The following is an 18,132-nucleotide window of genomic DNA, read 5'->3' on the forward strand; positions in this document are numbered from 1 at the left end:
TCATGAGTGAAGGGCTGTTTTTCGCCAGAAGCCCGGTTCTGTTGGCTAATTCGGAATAATCAGGGTCGTCTTTTCTGATAATACGCCTATTTCCAGTGGGAAATGTCTTGCCAGCAGGCGACCGTCCAGATCGACGGAAGCATTCTGTGCGCGGAGCACTTTTACTTTTCTTGTCCGATAGCTTTTCACCATCTTATGGTTCAGGATTCTTCCCTGAATCAGCATCCACAATCCCGAAATGATTTGCAGGAATTCCGGACGGTAGATGACGGATACATCCAGCCAGCCGTTGTAGGGTACGGCACTCGGAGTCTGTCCCCAGCCCCAGGCGCTTCCTACACATACGGTCATGATGCGCCCGCGGATGTGCTCGTCATTGATACGAAGGTGCATCCGGTATAGTTTGCGTTCGAATATCAGCGAGAAGAGGGCGGCAACGTACGACAGGAATTTCACCCCCCAGAAACGTTTGGTCTGGTCGGTGATTTTCACAATCCTTGCGCCTAGCCCGATGTTGACTGCATTGAGGAAATAACGGCGTTGGTGTTCCTTGCCGTCGTAGAAGTTGCAGAAGCCTACGTCTATTTTCTTGAGACGGTGGTTGATGATACAGTCTACGGCAGGTTTGTATTCGGTACTGAGTCCCCAGTATTTGGCAAAGTCATTTCCTATACCGTTCGGGATCATGCCAAGGGCGATGTTCTCCTTGTCTTCGGCATCAGAGAGCATGATACCGTTGATGGCATCGTTCAGCGCACCGTCGCCACCTACGATGACAATGGTACGATAGCCGTTGTTCGCCAGAATTTTGGCAAGACGTTCTACAGAACCGAAACCTTCGGATTGTACATAGTCATAGTTGACACCTTTGCTGTCCATGTACTCCTTGATTTCTTTCCATCGTTTCTGTACCTTTCGGGTACCTGCTTTGGGGTTGTAGATCACTCCCCATTTTCCAGGTTCTACACTCATAACCGTATTTCTATCCTAACTGTATTAACAATCGCATTTTTTATCTTTCACAGACCATTCGTAAATGACTGGCAAAGATACTAATTCCCTCGCAGTTTTTCTATCACAAAGGCTATCTTTTCTTCCATAGGCAGCTCTGCACTGACCCAGTGGATGGTAAATCCCCGACGTTCCATGCCGCGGAACCAAGTCATCTGACGTTTGGCGAACTGATGGATGGCCGTCTCCAGCTCAGTGAACATCTCTTCGTAAGTCAGTTTGCCTATGACGTATAACGTCAGGAATTTGTATTCCAGTCCGTAATAAATCAAGTCGTCCGGTGAAATACCTTGTTCTGTCAATCGCCTTACTTCATCCACCATTCCTTCGTCCAGCCGTTGTTTCAACCGTCGGGTGATCTTCTCGCGACGCAGTTCCCGATCGATATCTACCCCGATGATGAGGCTGTTCAACTTCGGAAACTCCCGTTCGGGAACCGGATGCACGGCATAATACTCCTCAATTTCTATCGCGCGGATTGCACGTTTCACAGTATCCACATCCGTAGAGTTGTGCAATGTTTTATATTGCTTCAGGATTTCGGTCAGTTCTTCGAGAGAGTGATTAGCCAGACGGGCACGTAACTCCGGATTTTCCGGTACCGGCATCAGCTTATAGCCTTTCAGTACCGATTCCAAATACATACCTGTCCCTCCACATAAAACGGGCAGACAGCCTTTTTGTTTGATGGATTCGTAAGAAATCAGGAAATCCCGCTGATATTCGAAAACATTGTATTTATATCCGGGATCGGCGATATCAATCAAGTGATAAGGAATTGGATGTCCGTCGACTGTATAATCTGCCAAGTCCTTGCCCGTACCGAGGTCCATTCCCCGATAGATCTGACGAGAGTCGGCACTGATAATTTCTGTATTCAGTTCATGGGCTAATGCTGCAGCAAAAGGAGTTTTCCCTGAGGCTGTTGGCCCTAATATGGTGATTAAATCATAGTCCGGCATAGCTTTATTCTTTAATGACGGCAAAAATACAAAATAATTTTGACCCAGTGGGTCATTTGTATGCTTTTATCTGATTATTTAATAGGAAGCAGAACTCAAATTTGAACTACATAAAAGTTTGAAGAAGCGTTAAGAAAAGCTACTTATTAATGGTCTGTAGGATACGACATACCTTTCCATTCTTGTCCACGCCCTCAATAATGATATCTTCGGGAGCTGTGCTGTCCGGTGTATAGTATTCTATGGTCGCTTTGCCTTCGGCGTCTAACCGTAATTCCGGATTCCAGTAAACGGTACTCCGGAAGTCCGAACGCTGAGCGTTCTTTTTCTCGGGAGTATCATAGGTGGGGTGATAGAATTCTACGGACTCACTGTATCCCAGCGGTGTATAAGTGATAATTCCTTGCGCTGGTCTGGCCGGAAGATTTCTAGGGTCTTTCAGAGTGATGACAACGGCACCTCCGGAAGCACGGGGACCCAGTATGACGGCATCTGCTCCTCGAAGCAGACTGATACTGGACATGTCACTGACTTGGATATCCTTCAAAATATCGGAAGCATCTTCATACACAATATCATCGATAACAATGATTGCCGGTTCGGAATTGTTACGGATATGTATCTCACTTCCGTTCGTGATTGTAACGCTGGGTAGTCTGCTGGCTGCATCAAAAGCTGTCTGACCGTATCCTTGCAGTCTGTCTTCTTCTACAGTATAGGTGTTGATACCCCCCGTATAGATACTTTTTGAGCTCGGACGTTCCCGCTTCGCTGTAACTGTTACTTCTTTCAGATTGTACACACGCATTCCCCCTTCCATGTAATACTGGTCACGGGTATTCATCAGATAATCTTCCATAAAGGTAGTTGCTCCGTTAAAATAAGGGGCTTTATGCGTAGCAACCGGGTACTGGGGAGGATCCATTAGAATATCTACACCGGCAAATCCTTTCTTGGTGCGTGCCTGAACAAGGAATGTCGTGCTGTCTCTGAATGAGGTATTGACGATGAACTGGCCTTTCTCGTCTGTCTCGGTGGTGGCTATGATATTGTATTTGGGAGCCAGTACACAGATGGGACCTTTCTTTACGTTTGCTCCGAAGAATCCCATGATTCGTCCGCTGATGGTTTGTCCTTTTTCTATATAATTTGTGAAATTCAGCGAAGGAGTGCGGAGAACATTTTCCATTTTATGCCTGCGCCAGCCATGTGTCATCATCAGATAGTCGATGGAACGGAGCGTCCGGGCGTCCTGATTCAGAAAATAGAATGCGGGGTCTTCCACATATCCTTTCAGATCCGAAGTCAGCAGGAGATTGGACAGGATATTATCGGCGAGAGAGTCGGGCTGAATACTTTTTCGGTCGGTGATGCTGACAGAGAAAGTACCTTCTACCGGGTTGCCCTCGCTGTCTTTGGCAGCGATCTGTAAAGATACCTTCTCTCTTTTTCCATACGTCGGTTGGTCTGTAGTGATTTGCCATTGATTCGGCTTATGGTCCGGAACGAAAATCAACCGTTCACTAAGTGCATTTCCTTGTTCATCAATCAGCATGAAGTGAGTGATCCCTTCCGTAAACAGGCTGTCATTCATCTTTCCGAAAGTTCTTTTCGGATTGATGGGTTGTAAAATGGCCAGTTTGCCACGGGTATGTGCAAGCAGAAATAGTTTCTGAGGCCATTCGGTCGCTTCTGTCTTTTGGATTTCGTAGCGAATCTCCTGTTTATAGTGCGACATGGCGATGGAGATTCCTTTCGGTTCTATGGCAGGAAGGTCAAATCGCTTGGTAATACTGTCATTAGTTCTTACCGTAACATAATAAGTCTCATTGTTGACGGGATTCATCGTGAAGATGCCCATGCCGTTGTGTTCCGAACGGAAATTGGTAAGTGTGTCTCCTTTAGAGTTGAACAAGAAACCTTCGATCTCTTTAGAGAAGCCATCTGCTCCCTGTGCTTTGAAAGCGACATTCTGATGAGGAATGTTGATCAAGGCACCGCCTTCGGGGAAAAACTTCACATCGAAATCATTGGTAAACACAGGAAGATGGAAAGTCCGTTTGTAGATATATTGCGGATCGTCAAATTCTACTTCTATTCTGCGCGCTACCGGAGATTTTAAATCGGGTAGGGAAATGGAAATCCAGCCGTTTTCGTCCGTCTTTTTTTTGCCTTTGTTTTTTATCTTACCATTCTCAAGGTATAGGTATTTGATTGTTGTATTTTCAAAAACAGCCTGTACGTTGCTTGTAAATTTGATCTTGGCAGTGTAATGTGTATCATCTTCTTGCTGATACTCGATGCTCGAAACGATGGTATTGTCAATAGAGTTTCCTATCTTGATGTTGCGTGAAAAGAAAAAGTCAGGGTCTTCATTCAGCATCCAGTTGCTATACCCCCGCAGGTAATAATCGCCTGCCGGAAGGGTGGCAGGGAGGGTGAAGGCGTTGTGGAATCCGAGAGAATCTCTGCGGATTTTCTTTCGTTCCACAATGGAGTCGGAACGGTTGATCAGTTCCGTAATGATAAAATTACTTTGTGCGTTGTCCTGATGGGTGATGGCGTTCACCAGATAACCTTTGAACCATATCTTTTCTCCGGCTCCGTAAAAAGGCTTGTCCAGATGGAGGTACAACTTTTCTTTAGGAATTCTTTCCATCAGACTGAAGTTGGCGATAATCGTATCTTGCATGGTCTGTGCAGATAGCGATGAGAAATATAGAAGGACTCCCAAGAGTACTGTGATACTTCTTTTACTTTGAAGAGTAGTGGTGTTTTTCATATATTGTGTTTTTAACTTTTATGCATCCAGATTGAAAGAACTTTTCGCTTCACAGCCAGTATATTAATGACTGATACGATGAGGAATAAAAGAATACCCATACTGACAGCTACCCATAACGAACCGGTTTCCAGTTGCGGGAAGAGGAGTCTGATACTCTCTATGTAATAGCTGCGCAGCCAGCATACCAATCCGACAGATAAAATCAGTACGATGATGTTCAGTCCTACGGTCAGTATCTGATAAGGCAGCGCTACCCTGTTGGGGCTGTAGCCTATCAGAAGCAGACTTTCGAGCTTGGTTGTATTCTTTTGGAGCAGTAAGAATATGCTGAGCATCAGGATATAGAATGACAGGATACTGATGAATAAACCTACTCCCAGCACAATACCTACGATAAGGCGAAGGAAATAAGTGGTCTTTCCGGCATCCAGTTTTCCGTCTTCCGTCTCGTAGCCTTTTTTCTGAAAGTAGCTGGCAATAGAAGAGTCGGCGGGATTGCTGACCTCGATGATCAGTCGGGCAGGTTGTGCCTCCGCGTCGGGGGCGAAGTTCTTGTTTGCCCAGTTCATGAAAGACTGCGGAACGAGAATCGTATTCAGACGGTTGGAAAAACCGACGATGTTTCCCTTGTATTGTTCTACCCGTCCGTTGCCCCGCATCATGATGTCCATCTGAATAAGTCCCATCAATCCTTCTGACAACTTAGGCAGACTGCGGCTTTGAGCGAAACCGAAGTTATACAGATTCAGATAATTGCGTGGGATAATGATGGGAATGGTATGTGTTTCTTCGTCAAAGTGCCATTTGTCGAGTTTGATATCTACAAATTCATCGGGAACTGACTCGAAGAACATATCCGTAGAGAGATGAATACCCGCTTTCTGCATCCCCAATCCCGCCGAAACTTTGAATTGAGAAGGAGTGAAAGCTCCTATCGTTTTGGTAAACGACTGTTTTTTCAGATCGGCGATATCTTCGGGAGAGAACGTATTGCTTTTTCCGGCAAAAGACCCGAGCGTACTGATTTTCTTGGTTGCTATGATGAAGTCTTTTTTCATAAAGCTGTCTCCTTCGGTGAATACGGGAATGACATCTTTGTAAAACTGTACGCTGAGCAATACAATCATCATGCCGAACAAGTTGGCTAAAAAGAAACCGGCTAACTGACCGATACTGATATGTTGGCGGAGAAGTTTCCAGACAAGGGTATTCATTATTTTGTATTTTTATATTTTTAGGCGCGAATGACGCAGATTCTATTATAGTTGAAGCACCTTCTTGTATGGCAGTTCGATATGTTTGCCAATGGACGTGGCGATGACTCCGGCACCTTGTTTTCCGGCTTCGTCAATGATGATTTCTCCCATGATGCGGCTGTTCTCATCATCCAAATGGCTGATAGGCTCATCCAGAAACAGGAAGTCGAACGGCTGGCAGAATGCACGGATAAAAGCGACCCGTTGTTGTTGGCCGAAAGAAAGTTTTCCGGCTTTCACGTTCAGTTTATCTGAGATACCCAGCTTCTCGAATAATGAAAGAATCTCTTTTTTCTTCTTGTGTCCGGTAAGGTTATTCTTCAGTTGTACGTTTTCTATCGCTGTAAGTTCGGTGAAGATACGCAAGTCTTGAAAAAGCATACTCAGTGAATGCTTTCTCAGGTCTACCCATTGCTTCACGGAATATGCTTTGATATTGGTTTCATCGAAATTGATAATTCCTTGATAATCGTTGCGATAGCCGTAAAGATAGCTGCACAACGATGATTTTCCGGTGCCTGAGGCGGCTTCTATCAGATACATTTCTCCTTTCCGGAAGATAAGGTCCTGATGCCATACATCAGAGGTCACCGAATTACGGTCAGCAAACACTTGGGGAAGTGTTTGCTGTAAGTGAATACTATTCATGCCGTTCATTGACGAATTACATGCCGGCGAATTGCTTGGCAAAATCTACGATTTGTTTGAGGGCATTGACATCTTTGTCTTTCAGGCAAAGGTCTGTTTCGCTTGTTTCTCCTTCCGAACTAACGGATAAATAAGAAACTTTGGAAGCGAGATCAGAATAAGTCTTGAACTCCTTGCCTCCGAAGCCTACCAGCATCTTTACGACCGGTAAATCCAGTATGGCTTCTGCATTGATGGCCATAAATACGGTCTTGCCTTTCATGGCTGCTGCGTAAGGAGCGTCTTTGATCGATTTGTCAACCGTTTTGCCAATGCTCTTGTAGAGCAGTTCGTCATTGGTAGCATACATCTGTTTGTCCTTGATGCCGAAAAATATATTCATGCCTCTTGTTTTGTAGACATACTCGTCTTTGCCCAGTTCCATGATGTCTTCTCCTTTTCTCATGCCCAGTGACTGCTTGTTCTTGTAAAGAGCTTCAAGAGCATTCCCATTCTTTACATCAGCATAAGCAAGAAAAGTAGGGGCACTGTTCATGGTTACATTGATCAGCCCGGCAGAGATATCGCCGTTGAATGAACTGAACAGTTCTTTTACTTCATCCGCTTTGGCGATAGACACAGTGCTGCGGAATTCTTTATTCTCACTCAACAGATTGTAAAGTCCGTCTCCTTTTACGCCCATATTGATGAACATCAGCGTAGATGCCGGAAAGTATTTCACGAATGTGCCGTTTGTCTTTCCAAATGATTCCATTTGTTTTTTCAGAAGCGCTTTGACGGCGTCGTTCTCCGTGTAGTTTTCTGTTTTAAGGGCGATCTTGCCTTTTTCGAAGTTCAGTCCGCCTAGGATGGTAATGTCTTCCGGTTTGATTTCAGAAGGAAGTCCCATGCTGATCTGGCTTCTGTAAGTAGAAGGGATTGCTGACATGGAGGCGAAGAAGTTGATATCACTCTTTTGCTTGGCTATTTTCTGGAAGGCTCCGGATTTCGCAATGCTGTTGTCGGCAGTCTGTTTCATTAGTTTGGTGATGGCTTCTTTGGCTGCTTCTGTCTGAGAAGTTCTGCTGGCAGAGATAATGATTGCAGTGGTTTCATTGAAAGCAAGCAAGTTTCCGTTCAGGGTAGTGAAGCTATATCCGTCCGCTTCGCTGACCGGCTGGCAGATTTGTTCTTTTGCCATCACATCGAGGGAAGCGTGCAAATCGTCTTCATTGCTGACTTTGGCAACGAATGCACCACCGGAAATTTGGGGAGAGCTAAAGATATAGATCGGTGCTTCCGGATCCAGACCGGATGCTCCCGGATTGTTGATCACCTTCTCCAACTGTTGGAAAGTGGCAGCATTCATCCCGCTTTTCATTGCTTCCAGCAGTTTCTGTTTAGCAGCTTCATTTTCTTTGTCGTTCATTCCGGCTTTGTTGGCCAGTGATTTCAAATCAATAGAGGCAACAGCCGTAGCGTCTGCCGGTATTACGTTCGTATATTCCGTTTGTTTGGAACATGCTGCCAGAAACACAATCAGTACTGCCAGTACCGAGAGCCGTGAGATCATTTTCTTTGCCATACTCATACTATTTAAAAGTTATTATTGGTTCAATAAGTTCATTGTGTGGCAAGCCACGAGTGCCGCTGTCTCTGTCCGAAGCCGTGATTTACCCAAGCTGATGGGAGTGAATCCGCATTCGATGGCTTTCTTCACTTCCTCTTCGCTGAAGTCTCCTTCGGGACCGATCAGAACGAGAGCATCTTCTCCTGCTTTCAGTACATTTTTCAGCTGAGGCTTTTCGCCTTCGTAACAGTGAGCAATAAATTTCTGACCTTGAAACTCTTGTGCAATGAACTTGTCGAAGTCCGTCATTTCGTTGAGTTTCGGCAGGCGAGCCTTAAGAGATTGCTTGATGGCTGATATCAGAATCTTTTCGATCCGTTCGGTTTTAATCACCTTGCGTTCGGAAAAACGGCAGTTGAGAAAAGTCAGTTCGTCAAATCCGATTTCCGTAGCTTTCTCGGCAAGCCATTCATTGCGGTCCATATTTTTGGTCGGCGCCATGGCAATGTGCAGATGACACGGCCAGAGCGGTTCCTGAAAGATTGTTTCTTTGATGGCTACAAGGCAACGCTTGTTGGTTGCAACCGTGATTTCTGCTTTATAGAAATGTCCCTTACCGTCCGTAAGAGTGATTTCGTCTCCGATACCCAACCGCAGGACGCGGGTACAATGTTGTGCTTCCTCTTCCGGAAGTTCGTAGTTTTTCTGTATATCGGGAGTATAAAATACGTGCATAATTGGTTAGTGGTTTTGATTTCTTGAATTGATCCGGTCGCGTATCTTGGCAGCCAGTTCGTAATTCTCGTCTTTGATTGCTTGATCCAATGCTTCTTCGAGTGACATTGAAGTAACGTTGCGAGGCAGATCCCGCTTCTTTTCGTCTTCCGCTTCTTCATCAGACTCTTCAGGATGTCTTCTTTCCTCGTTCGATATCCGAAGGCATTCCTGTTCCAGAATGGATTCATAAATGAGGATCGGACATTCAGCACGGATTGCCATACCGACAGCATCCGAGGTACGTGTATCGATACGTATAATTTCTTCGTCTTTTTTAAGGTAAATGTAGGAATAGAAAATACCGTCCTTCGCCTTGTAGATCAATACGCGGAGCAAACTAGCTCCTAATACGCCGATAATGGTCATGAACAGGTCGTGTGTCAGAGGGCGGGGAGTTTTGACCCCCTTCATATACAGGGCGGTTGCCTGAGCTTCAGCGGGACCTATGATGATAGGCAGTTGCCGTTCACCGTTCACTTCACCCAACAGTAGGGCAAAAGCGCCTACTTGCGCTTGGCTATTTGTGATATTTAAAACTTGTAATTCTACTTTTTTGTCCATTGTTCTTTTTTACTTAATTTACTTTATTCTCTCGTTGGTGTTTGTACTTGAATACCAGAGCAAACAGGATGCCGATCACCAGTGCATACGCCGCAAAGATAAACCAGATGTCCGGCCATTCACGGCTCACTAGTTTGCCATCAGCATATACTGAGAATGCGTCTACGACAGCACCGCTGGCATATCCTCCGATGATGGCACCCAACCCGTTGGTCATCATAAAGAACAACCCCTGGGCACTGGCACGGATGGAGGAACTGGTTTCTTGTTCAACAAACAACGAACCTGAAATGTTGAAGAAGTCGAACGCCATACCATACACGATCATGGAAAGAATCAGCATCCACAGACCGGAACCCGGATCTCCGAAGCCAAACAGCCCGAACCGGAATACCCAGGCGAACATACTGATCAGCATCACTTGCTTGATGCCGAAATGTCTCAGGAAGAATGGTATAGCGAGAATAAATAATGTTTCAGACATTTGAGAAATAGACAGCAGGATCACCGAATGTTTTACTCCGAAAGAATCTGCAAACTCCGGAATACTGGCGAAGCTCCCGAGGAAAAGGTCACCATACGTGTTGGTGATCTGCAATGCTGCTCCTAAAAGCATGGAGAACAGGAAGAAAATAGCCATTTTCTTTCTTTTGAATAATACGAATGCATCCAGTCCGAAGGAAGAAAGTAATGTTTTCTTTTCTGTCTTGGCCGGTTTGCATGCCGGCAGGGTGAAAGAGTATAAACCCAACAAGAGTGCGGATGCACCGCCTACATAAAGTTGTGCGCTGGAGTTCTTGAATCCGGTAAGGTCTACTGCCCACATGGCGCAGATAAAACCAATCGTTCCCCATACACGGATAGGAGGGAAGTCCTTGATCAGGTCGCATTTATATTGTTCCAGTGCATTGTATGAAACGGTATTGGCCAGTGACAGGGTAGGCATATATACCAATAAATTGAGTAGCATAGCCCAATACATCTGGTCATAATTCGTAACGGTAGAGGCATAGAAAAGACAAGCTGCCCCTGCGATGTGGCAAAGTCCGTATAAACGTTCGGCATTGAACCATTTATCGGCGATAATACCAATGATGCCGGGCATGACTAAAGAGGCAATACCCATGGTGGCGAAGATGGCACCGATCTGTCCTCCTTCGAAGTGGAGTTCTCTGCCCATGTAACCCCCTAGTGAAATTAACCATGACCCCCATACAAAGAATTGCAGGAAGTTCATAATGATCAAACGAACTTTTATACTCATGACTTTTCTAATTTGTGTTTCTCTTTTTACGTTAATAATAGATGCAAATATAATATTTTCGTTGATTGGGTGGACAAGTTAATCGATAAAAAGGGGATAAAAAAGCCATAAATGCGAAGAATAGTGAAGAATTGCTGTTAAAAAGAGGGTGGATAGGCATATAAAAAAAGAAGGCTATCCATCCCAGACAGCCAATCTTTATTAACCTTAAATCTAATACCATGAAAAACACAGTGCAAATATAAAGGATTTTATGTTATAGAACATAATGATTTGCCGAAAAACTTCTATTTGTTAACTCTAATTAACTTTGAAACTATTATTTTTCTTTTATTCACCCCTTGTTTATGCAAGTTCATGGTGTTTATGACATATATTACTCTACATAGAGTACCAGCCCTTTCAGGTATTCTCCTTCGGGATGGTATATATTTACCGGGTGGTCGGCAGGCTGGGTTAGTTGGTGCAGGATACGTACACTACGTCCTGACATAGCAGCAGCGGTAAACACAGCTGTGCGGAAATTATCCTTGGTTACCACCTGCGAGCAGGAGAAAGTAAACAGGATGCCGCCCGGTTTGATCTTTTCGAATGCTTTGGCATTCAGTTTCCGGTAACCTTGCAAGGCATTCCGCAAAGCATCCTTATGCTTGGCAAATGCAGGCGGGTCGAGGATTATCAAATCGTATTGGTCGCCCATGCGGTCAAGGTATTTGAAAGCATCTTCGGCGAAAGCTTCGTGACGCGCATCGCCGGGGAAATTCAGTTCTACGTTTTTGTTAGTCAGATCGATTGCTTTGGCAGAACTGTCAACGGAATGTACCAGCTTTGCACCTCCACGCATAGCGTAGAAGGAGAAACCGCCGGTGTAGCAGAACATATTCAGTACCGAACGGTCTTTAGAATAATGCTCCAGCAGTGAACGGTTTTCGCGTTGGTCTACGAAGAATCCTGTCTTTTGGCCTTTCAGCCAGTCTACATGGAACTTCAGGCCGTATTCCCGTGCGATATTATCGCTGCTTCCTCCTTTAAGGAAACCGTTTTCGGGGAAAAGATCTGCCTTAAAAGGCAGTGTAGTCTCCGATTTATAATAGATATTTTCGATCTTGTCACCCATTACTTCCGACAGGGCTTCGGCGATAGTCATGCGGTCTACATGCATTCCTGCGGAGTGCGCCTGCATGACGGCAGTCCGGGCATAAATGTCAATGACCAGCCCAGGTAGATTGTCTCCTTCACCGTGTACAAGACGGTAGGTGTCATTGGTGGGATTGACTGCGATACCGATTCCACAACGCATATCATAGGCAATTTGCAGTTTACGTTTCCAGAAATCGTGGTCGATGGGTTCCTGACGGAAAGAGAGCACACGTACGGCGATACTTCCGATCTGGAAATGTCCTTCGGCTATAAATTCCTTCTTCGAAGTGTATACTTCTACAACTTCACCTTCTTCGGGTTCTCCATCGAAACGAGCGATTGCTCCGGAGAAAATCCAGGGATGAAATCTTTTTAAAGACTCTTCTTTGCCGGGTTTGAGGTATACTTTATGCATGTTGTTTAAAATGCTATTTTATCAGTTATTAATTAGTCTTTTATCGGTCATTTGTCAGCGATTGGCGGGAGCATTTGCGTCAACCTCTTCTTCTACAGGGAGGCTTTCGACCTCGTAGTTGCCGGTTCGTTTCAGTTCCTGCAACAGGTTGTAGATGTTGAGGCAAGCCCAGGCATCGGTAGCGGCATATTGTTTCTGTCCGTCGCTCAGTACGTCCGCTTCCCAGTTGGACAGCCGTTGTGATTTGGAAATCTTTTCTTTGAACAGGATTGCATAAATCTTTTGCAGACTTTTGTCCTGTATGCCGAACTGGCGTACATAGTCTTGCAGTTCGATGCAGCTCTGTTGGGTAAAAGGTGCACGTTTGTGCAGCATCATAAAGTCGTCTTTGAGCGACAGTCCTACTTTGATAACAGCCGGATTTTCCAGCAGGTCGACCAAAGGTTGGGTGAGTCCGGTCATATTGAGGCGGAACAGGAAACAGCATTCGTCTGAAGAAATCTGCAGAAGTGCTACTTTATGACTTTGTCCTTTGGTGAAAGATGGGCGCGTTTCGCTATCGATACCCAGTATCGGCTGAGATTGCAGGTAAGCTACTGCTTTTTCTGTTTCCGCTTCCGACTGGATCACATGGATTCGTCCCGGAAATACAGTTTTCGGGAGTTCCTTTAGTTCGTCTTTATTTATACTTCTTCTTACTATCATTTTTGTTTATTCGTCATTACGACAATGGCAACCGTCCTCATGACAATGACATTCGTCGTCGTGGCAGTGACAACCGTCTTCTTCACAACAATAGTCGTCATCGCTTAGTTCGTTATTCTCTTCCTCGTTGTCTTCTTCGTCATTCTCATTCTGCTGGTTATACTTCACATCGTGAAGGGCACGCAGAGTGTTTACCAACTTCTGTCCCCACAGCAGACCGAAGTTTTCCTGACAGATGGCCAGTGAGTCGTTCATGGTTTCGTTCAGTCCCAGCTGGAAAACGAAAATAAAATCTTTGATATCCTGATAGATATCTGCCAAATCTTCCGAGATGGACTTCTTGATAGGCTGGTCACTGTACACCATATCCTGTACGAAAACGTCCAGATAATCATCCTTTTCACCCATCAGCCCTGCCAGATTGATGCGCAGAATCTCGTAGATTTCCTCTGTTACATACGTTTCGGGTGCCTCGTCTCCAATCGTTTCACACTTCGGAAGCAAGGATGCTTTGAGATAGAGCAGGGGAAGTATTTTTAAGGACGTGTCGACAAAAGCTTTGCGCTTCATGTGTTCAGCACGTTCGAGGAATGCGCAAAATTCGGCGGCTACCGTTACGAACTCGATCACATTCTTTTCAAATATCGTTTGGCTTTCTTTTTCCATAATCAGATTGATTTGAATCGCAAAGGTAAGAAAAAGGATTGAATGAGAGTACTGCTCGTTATTTTTTTATTATTTTTGCGGCTTATAATACGGATTCCAATTTATTTAAAGAATAAAGACTCATGGCAAAAAAGAAAATAGATAAGGAGGCTGAACGCACTCCGTCTTCTCCTGGAAGGATTGTATCAATTTTTAAGAATGAAACCGTTCATTTTGTGATCGGATTGATGCTGGTAATCTTTTCTGTTTATCTTTTGTTGGCTTTTTCTTCCTTCTTCTTTACGGGGGCAGCCGACCAAAGTATTATCGACAGCGGCAACTCGGCAGACCTTGCGGCGGTTAATAACAATGTAAAAAACTATGCCGGATCTCGCGGAGCACAGTTGGCTAGTTATCTGATAAATGACTGTTTTGGAATATCTTCTTTCTTTATCCTTGTCTTTTTGGCGGTGGCAGGATTGAAGCTGATGCGGGTGCGCATTGTCCGTCTGTGGAAATGGTTTATCGGTTGTACATTATTATTGATTTGGTTCTCCGTATTCTTCGGTTTCGCTTTGATGGATCATTATCAGGATTCTTTCATTTATCTGGGAGGTATGCACGGTTACAATGTAAGCCGCTGGCTGGTTTCGCAGGTGGGAGTTCCCGGAGTATGGATGATCCTGCTGATAACGGCAGTCTGTTTCTTTATCTACATAAGTGCACGGACGATAATCTGGTTGCGCAAACTTTTTGCTCTGAGTTTCCTCAAACGTCAGAAGAAAGAAGAGGAAAAAGAGACAGCAGAAGAAGGAACACAGGAGTTCACGACCTCGCAACCGCAGGAAGTGGAGTTCAATCTGAAACGTACTTATAAGCAAACACCTCCTCCTGCTCCCGTGATGGATATACAGGCAGAAGAACCGAAAGAAGAATCTCCGGTCAACGCACCGGAACCGGACGACGAACTTCCTTCTGCTGATGAGGCGGAAGGGGTGACTATGGTCTTTGAACCGACCGTAAGCGATGTGGTTCCTCCTGCTGCTCAGGATGAATTGCCGGGTGAGGATGAACCCGGGTTCCAGGTAGAGACAGCTACGTCCGAAGAAGAATATCAGGGTCCGGAGCAAGAACCTTATAATCCGATGAAGGATCTGGAAAATTACCGTTTCCCGACAATCGACTTGATGAAGCATTTTGAGAATGACGATCCGACGATTGACATGGACGAGCAGAATGCGAATAAAGACCGTATCATTAATACATTGCGCAGCTTTGGCATTGAAATCAGTACGATCAAAGCTACGGTAGGTCCTACGGTGACTCTTTATGAAATTACCCCTGAACAGGGTGTGCGTATCTCGAAGATCCGGGGCCTGGAGGATGATATCGCCCTGAGTTTGTCAGCGGATGGTATCCGTATTATTGCTCCGATACCGGGTAAGGGAACCATCGGTATTGAAGTTCCGAATAAGAATCCGAAGATTGTATCCGGTCAGAGCGTGATTGGAAGCAAGAAGTTCCAGGAGTCTAAGTTTGACTTACCGATTGTACTGGGTAAGACGATCACGAACGAAGTGTTCATGTTCGACCTTTGCAAGATGCCGCACGTGTTGGTGGCAGGTGCTACCGGGCAGGGTAAGTCTGTCGGCTTGAATGCAATCATTACTTCCTTATTATATAAGAAGCATCCGGCTGAATTGAAATTTGTACTGGTTGACCCGAAGAAGGTGGAGTTCAGCATTTACTCCGTCATTGAAAACCATTTTCTAGCCAAACTTCCCGACGGAGGCGAACCGATTATTACGGACGTGACCAAGGTAGTGCAAACGCTGAATTCTGTTTGTGTGGAAATGGATACACGCTATGACCTCTTGAAGATGGCTCATGTACGTAATGTCAAGGAGTATAATGAGAAGTTTATCAACCGCCGCCTCAATCCGGAGAAAGGACATAAGTTTATGCCGTATATTGTGGTGGTAATCGACGAGTTCGGAGATTTGATCATGACTGCCGGTAAGGAAGTGGAACTTCCTATTGCCCGTATTGCGCAGTTGGCACGTGCGGTCGGTATTCACATGATTATCGCTACGCAGCGTCCGACAACGAATATCATTACAGGTACGATCAAGGCGAACTTCCCGGCACGTATTGCGTTCCGTGTATCTGCTATGATGGACTCCCGTACGATTCTTGACCGTCCGGGGGCAAACCGCCTGATTGGTAAGGGAGATATGCTCTTCCTGCAAGGTGCTGATCCGGTACGTGTGCAGTGTGCCTTTATCGATACGCCGGAAGTGGAGGAAATCACGAAGTTTATTGCCCGTCAGCAGAGTTATCCAACTCCGTTCTTCCTGCCCGAGTATGTGAGCGAAGACAGCGGTAGTGAAGTGGGCGACATTGATATGGGACGTCTCGACCCGTTATTTGAAGATGCGGCACGCTTGGTGGTCATCCATCAGCAAGGTTCCACTTCGTTAATTCAACGTAAATTTGCTATTGGTTACAATCGTGCCGGACGTATCATGGATCAGCTTGAAAAGGCGGGAATCGTTGGACCCACACAGGGAAGCAAGGCTCGTGATGTACTCTGCATCGACGATAATGATCTTGAAATGCGTTTGAACAATTTACAATAACAGATCGTTTATTAATCAAATGAGAAAATACATTTTTAGTGTTTTAATAGCTTTACTGTCACTGCCTGTGATTGCTCAACAACAGCAGTCGCAGGCTAAAGTTGTTCTGGAGAAGACAGCCGAAGCATTTAAGAAGGCAGGTGGTGTAAGGGCTGATTTTACCTTGAAGGCTGTCAATGACGGTCATTTGGAAGGACGTGAGAATGGTATCATCCAGTTGAAAGGCGAGAAGTTTATGCTGAAGACCTCCGAGACAACCACTTGGTTTGACGGGAAAACACAGTGGAGTTACATGGTGAGAAATGATGAAGTGAATGTCAGCAATCCTACTCAGGAAGAGTTGCAGCAAATCAATCCGTATACCTTTCTTTATATGTATCAGAAAGGATTCTCTTATAAGCTGGGAACTGTGAAGATATATCAGGGTAAAGCTGTTTGGGAAGTGATTCTGACTGCTAATGATAAAAAGCAAGAGTTGGAAAGTATTACGCTTTATGTGACAAAGAGTACGTATGAACCGGTTTACATTCAGCTTCAGCAACGTGGTCAGAAAACGCGTAATGAGATTACCGTGACAGCTTATCAGACCGGACTGGATTATGCGGATCATGTTTTCACTTTCGACCGGAAGGCATACCCCACTGCGGAAGTGATAGACTTACGATAGGATGTTCTTTTGAGTAAGAGATGAGATAGTTGGAATATAAAACAATAATATAACAATAAAATGGCAGAAATAGAAAAAGTAAAATGCCTGATTATAGGCTCAGGGCCTGCCGGATATACGGCAGCGATCTATGCAGGACGTGCTAACCTTTGTCCGGTGCTTTATGAAGGATTGCAACCCGGTGGTCAGTTGACGACTACTACGGATGTGGAGAACTTCCCCGGTTATCCGGAAGGAATCAGTGGTCCGCAGTTGATGGAAGATTTGCGTGCGCAAGCCAGCCGTTTCGGAACAGACGTCCGTTTCGGTATTGCTACAGCGGCAGATTTGAGCAAAGCTCCTTATAAAATAACGATTGACGGTGATAAGGTGATTGAAACGGAAGCATTGATCATTTCTACCGGTGCTACGGCCAAATACCTGGGACTGGAAGACGAAAAGAAATACGCCGGAATGGGAGTTAGCGCTTGTGCTACTTGTGACGGTTTCTTCTACCGGAAGAAAGTCGTTGCAGTGGTGGGCGGTGGAGATACAGCCTGTGAGGAAGCGATCTATCTGGCTGGTCTGGCATCCAAAGTATATCTGGTGGTTCGCAAACCTTACCTGCGTGCATCGAAGATTATGCAGGAGCGTGTGCAGAAGCATGAGAAGATTGAAGTACTTTTCGAACACAATGTAGTTGGCTTGTTTGGCGACAACGGCGTAGAAGGTATGAATGTCGTGAAGCGTTGGGGCGAATCGGACGAAGAACGTTACAGCCTGCCGATCGACGGTTTCTTCCTGGCTATCGGTCACAAACCGAATTCGGATATCTTCAAGGAGTATATCGATACTGACGAAGTGGGTTACATTATTACAGATGGTGACAGCCCCCGTACGAAAGTTCCCGGAGTATTCGCAGCGGGAGATGTGGCTGATCCGCATTATCGTCAGGCTATTACAGCAGCGGGAAGTGGCTGTAAGGCTGCTATCGAAGCGGAACGTTATCTCTCTGCAAAGGGAATTATTTAAAGATGAAGTAAGGCGGAATGCTTTGCATGGAATAAATAAGAACTGAATCGATAAAAAAACAGTGGACATGAGCAACAAGCTGAATGTCCACCGTTTT

Annotated in this window: 15 protein-coding genes; 3 read left to right on the forward strand and 12 right to left on the reverse strand. The window is 45.2% G+C overall.

The features are described from left to right. Nucleotides 1-45: 45 nt before the first annotated feature. The 12 genes from DW640_RS01310 to DW640_RS01365 all read right to left on the reverse strand — a co-directional run bounded on the left by DW640_RS01310 (nt 46) and on the right by DW640_RS01365 (nt 13,739). A complete protein-coding gene (locus DW640_RS01310; protein WP_008759992.1) occupies nt 46-972 on the reverse strand; it encodes a diacylglycerol kinase family protein in 927 nt (308 codons plus the stop codon). Between the two features lie 80 nt (nt 973-1,052). After that, nucleotides 1,053-1,973 carry a tRNA (adenosine(37)-N6)-dimethylallyltransferase MiaA gene (miaA, locus tag DW640_RS01315; protein WP_008759993.1) on the reverse strand — a complete coding sequence of 307 codons (921 nt, stop codon included), beginning with the start codon at nt 1,971-1,973 and terminating at the stop codon, nt 1,053-1,055. Between the two features lie 139 nt (nt 1,974-2,112). Next, complete coding sequence (locus DW640_RS01320) at nt 2,113-4,755, reverse strand: TonB-dependent receptor plug domain-containing protein (RefSeq protein WP_008764498.1); 2,643 nt, start codon at nt 4,753-4,755, stop codon at nt 2,113-2,115. A gap of 11 nt (nt 4,756-4,766) precedes the next feature. Further along, complete coding sequence (locus DW640_RS01325; protein WP_008764499.1) at nt 4,767-5,972, reverse strand: hypothetical protein; 1,206 nt, start codon at nt 5,970-5,972, stop codon at nt 4,767-4,769. 45 nt (nt 5,973-6,017) lie between these two features. Then, nucleotides 6,018-6,662 (reverse strand): ATP-binding cassette domain-containing protein, encoded by a 645-nt coding sequence (locus DW640_RS01330; RefSeq protein ID WP_032840608.1) that lies wholly within the window; start codon nt 6,660-6,662, stop codon nt 6,018-6,020. A gap of 16 nt (nt 6,663-6,678) precedes the next feature. Further along, complete coding sequence (locus DW640_RS01335; protein ID WP_117577010.1) at nt 6,679-8,226, reverse strand: DUF4836 family protein; 1,548 nt, start codon at nt 8,224-8,226, stop codon at nt 6,679-6,681. Nucleotides 8,227-8,247: 21 nt separating this feature from the next. Beyond that, on the reverse strand, nt 8,248-8,946 hold the full coding sequence (locus tag DW640_RS01340; protein ID WP_008760001.1) for a 16S rRNA (uracil(1498)-N(3))-methyltransferase: 699 nt from the start codon (nt 8,944-8,946) through the stop codon (nt 8,248-8,250). A gap of 6 nt (nt 8,947-8,952) precedes the next feature. Next, nucleotides 8,953-9,549: a bifunctional nuclease family protein gene (locus DW640_RS01345; protein WP_011109200.1), complete on the reverse strand. Its 597-nt coding sequence runs from the start codon at nt 9,547-9,549 to the stop codon at nt 8,953-8,955. Nucleotides 9,550-9,562: 13 nt separating this feature from the next. Next, a complete protein-coding gene (locus DW640_RS01350) occupies nt 9,563-10,813 on the reverse strand; it encodes a nucleoside permease (protein ID WP_008760003.1) in 1,251 nt (416 codons plus the stop codon). Nucleotides 10,814-11,189: 376 nt separating this feature from the next. Next, nucleotides 11,190-12,368 (reverse strand): class I SAM-dependent rRNA methyltransferase, encoded by a 1,179-nt coding sequence (locus DW640_RS01355; protein ID WP_008760004.1) that lies wholly within the window; start codon nt 12,366-12,368, stop codon nt 11,190-11,192. A gap of 54 nt (nt 12,369-12,422) precedes the next feature. Then, a complete protein-coding gene (locus DW640_RS01360; protein WP_008760005.1) occupies nt 12,423-13,073 on the reverse strand; it encodes a 3'-5' exonuclease in 651 nt (216 codons plus the stop codon). Nucleotides 13,074-13,079: 6 nt separating this feature from the next. After that, nucleotides 13,080-13,739 (reverse strand): DUF5063 domain-containing protein, encoded by a 660-nt coding sequence (locus DW640_RS01365; RefSeq protein WP_008764503.1) that lies wholly within the window; start codon nt 13,737-13,739, stop codon nt 13,080-13,082. Between the two features lie 122 nt (nt 13,740-13,861). On the opposite strand from DW640_RS01365, the gene DW640_RS01370 reads away from it, so the two are divergent. The 3 genes from DW640_RS01370 to trxB are packed head-to-tail and all read left to right on the forward strand — an operon-like array spanning nt 13,862 to nt 18,035. After that, nucleotides 13,862-16,357: a DNA translocase FtsK gene (locus DW640_RS01370; RefSeq protein WP_008760007.1), complete on the forward strand. Its 2,496-nt coding sequence runs from the start codon at nt 13,862-13,864 to the stop codon at nt 16,355-16,357. Nucleotides 16,358-16,376: 19 nt separating this feature from the next. Next, nucleotides 16,377-17,024, forward strand: a complete 648-nt coding sequence (locus DW640_RS01375) for a LolA-like putative outer membrane lipoprotein chaperone (RefSeq protein WP_117576929.1) — start codon at nt 16,377-16,379, stop codon at nt 17,022-17,024. A gap of 60 nt (nt 17,025-17,084) precedes the next feature. Next, nucleotides 17,085-18,035 carry a thioredoxin-disulfide reductase gene (gene trxB, locus DW640_RS01380; protein WP_074856390.1) on the forward strand — a complete coding sequence of 317 codons (951 nt, stop codon included), beginning with the start codon at nt 17,085-17,087 and terminating at the stop codon, nt 18,033-18,035. The last annotated feature ends 97 nt before the right edge of the window (nt 18,036-18,132 follow it).

The sequence above is a fragment of the Bacteroides sp. AM23-12 genome (assembly GCF_003434395.1).
Taxonomy (GTDB): domain Bacteria; phylum Bacteroidota; class Bacteroidia; order Bacteroidales; family Bacteroidaceae; genus Bacteroides; species Bacteroides thetaiotaomicron.

Excerpts from the sequence above, each read along its gene's own strand:
- DW640_RS01370 (WP_008760007.1), top strand. The coding sequence starts at position 13,862 with ATGGCAAAAAAGAAAATAGATAAGGAGGCTGAACGCACTCCGTCTTCT.
- DW640_RS01310 (WP_008759992.1), bottom strand. The coding sequence starts at position 972 with ATGAGTGTAGAACCTGGAAAATGGGGAGTGATCTACAACCCCAAAGCA.
- DW640_RS01340 (WP_008760001.1), bottom strand. The coding sequence starts at position 8,946 with ATGCACGTATTTTATACTCCCGATATACAGAAAAACTACGAACTTCCG.
- DW640_RS01330 (WP_032840608.1), bottom strand. The coding sequence starts at position 6,662 with ATGAATAGTATTCACTTACAGCAAACACTTCCCCAAGTGTTTGCTGAC.
- DW640_RS01335 (WP_117577010.1), bottom strand. The coding sequence starts at position 8,226 with ATGGCAAAGAAAATGATCTCACGGCTCTCGGTACTGGCAGTACTGATT.
- DW640_RS01375 (WP_117576929.1), top strand. The coding sequence starts at position 16,377 with ATGAGAAAATACATTTTTAGTGTTTTAATAGCTTTACTGTCACTGCCT.
- trxB (WP_074856390.1), top strand. The coding sequence starts at position 17,085 with ATGGCAGAAATAGAAAAAGTAAAATGCCTGATTATAGGCTCAGGGCCT.
- DW640_RS01360 (WP_008760005.1), bottom strand. The coding sequence starts at position 13,073 with ATGATAGTAAGAAGAAGTATAAATAAAGACGAACTAAAGGAACTCCCG.
- DW640_RS01355 (WP_008760004.1), bottom strand. The coding sequence starts at position 12,368 with ATGCATAAAGTATACCTCAAACCCGGCAAAGAAGAGTCTTTAAAAAGA.
- miaA (WP_008759993.1), bottom strand. The coding sequence starts at position 1,973 with ATGCCGGACTATGATTTAATCACCATATTAGGGCCAACAGCCTCAGGG.
- DW640_RS01345 (WP_011109200.1), bottom strand. The coding sequence starts at position 9,549 with ATGGACAAAAAAGTAGAATTACAAGTTTTAAATATCACAAATAGCCAA.
- DW640_RS01325 (WP_008764499.1), bottom strand. The coding sequence starts at position 5,972 with ATGAATACCCTTGTCTGGAAACTTCTCCGCCAACATATCAGTATCGGT.
- DW640_RS01350 (WP_008760003.1), bottom strand. The coding sequence starts at position 10,813 with ATGAGTATAAAAGTTCGTTTGATCATTATGAACTTCCTGCAATTCTTT.
- DW640_RS01320 (WP_008764498.1), bottom strand. The coding sequence starts at position 4,755 with ATGAAAAACACCACTACTCTTCAAAGTAAAAGAAGTATCACAGTACTC.
- DW640_RS01365 (WP_008764503.1), bottom strand. The coding sequence starts at position 13,739 with ATGGAAAAAGAAAGCCAAACGATATTTGAAAAGAATGTGATCGAGTTC.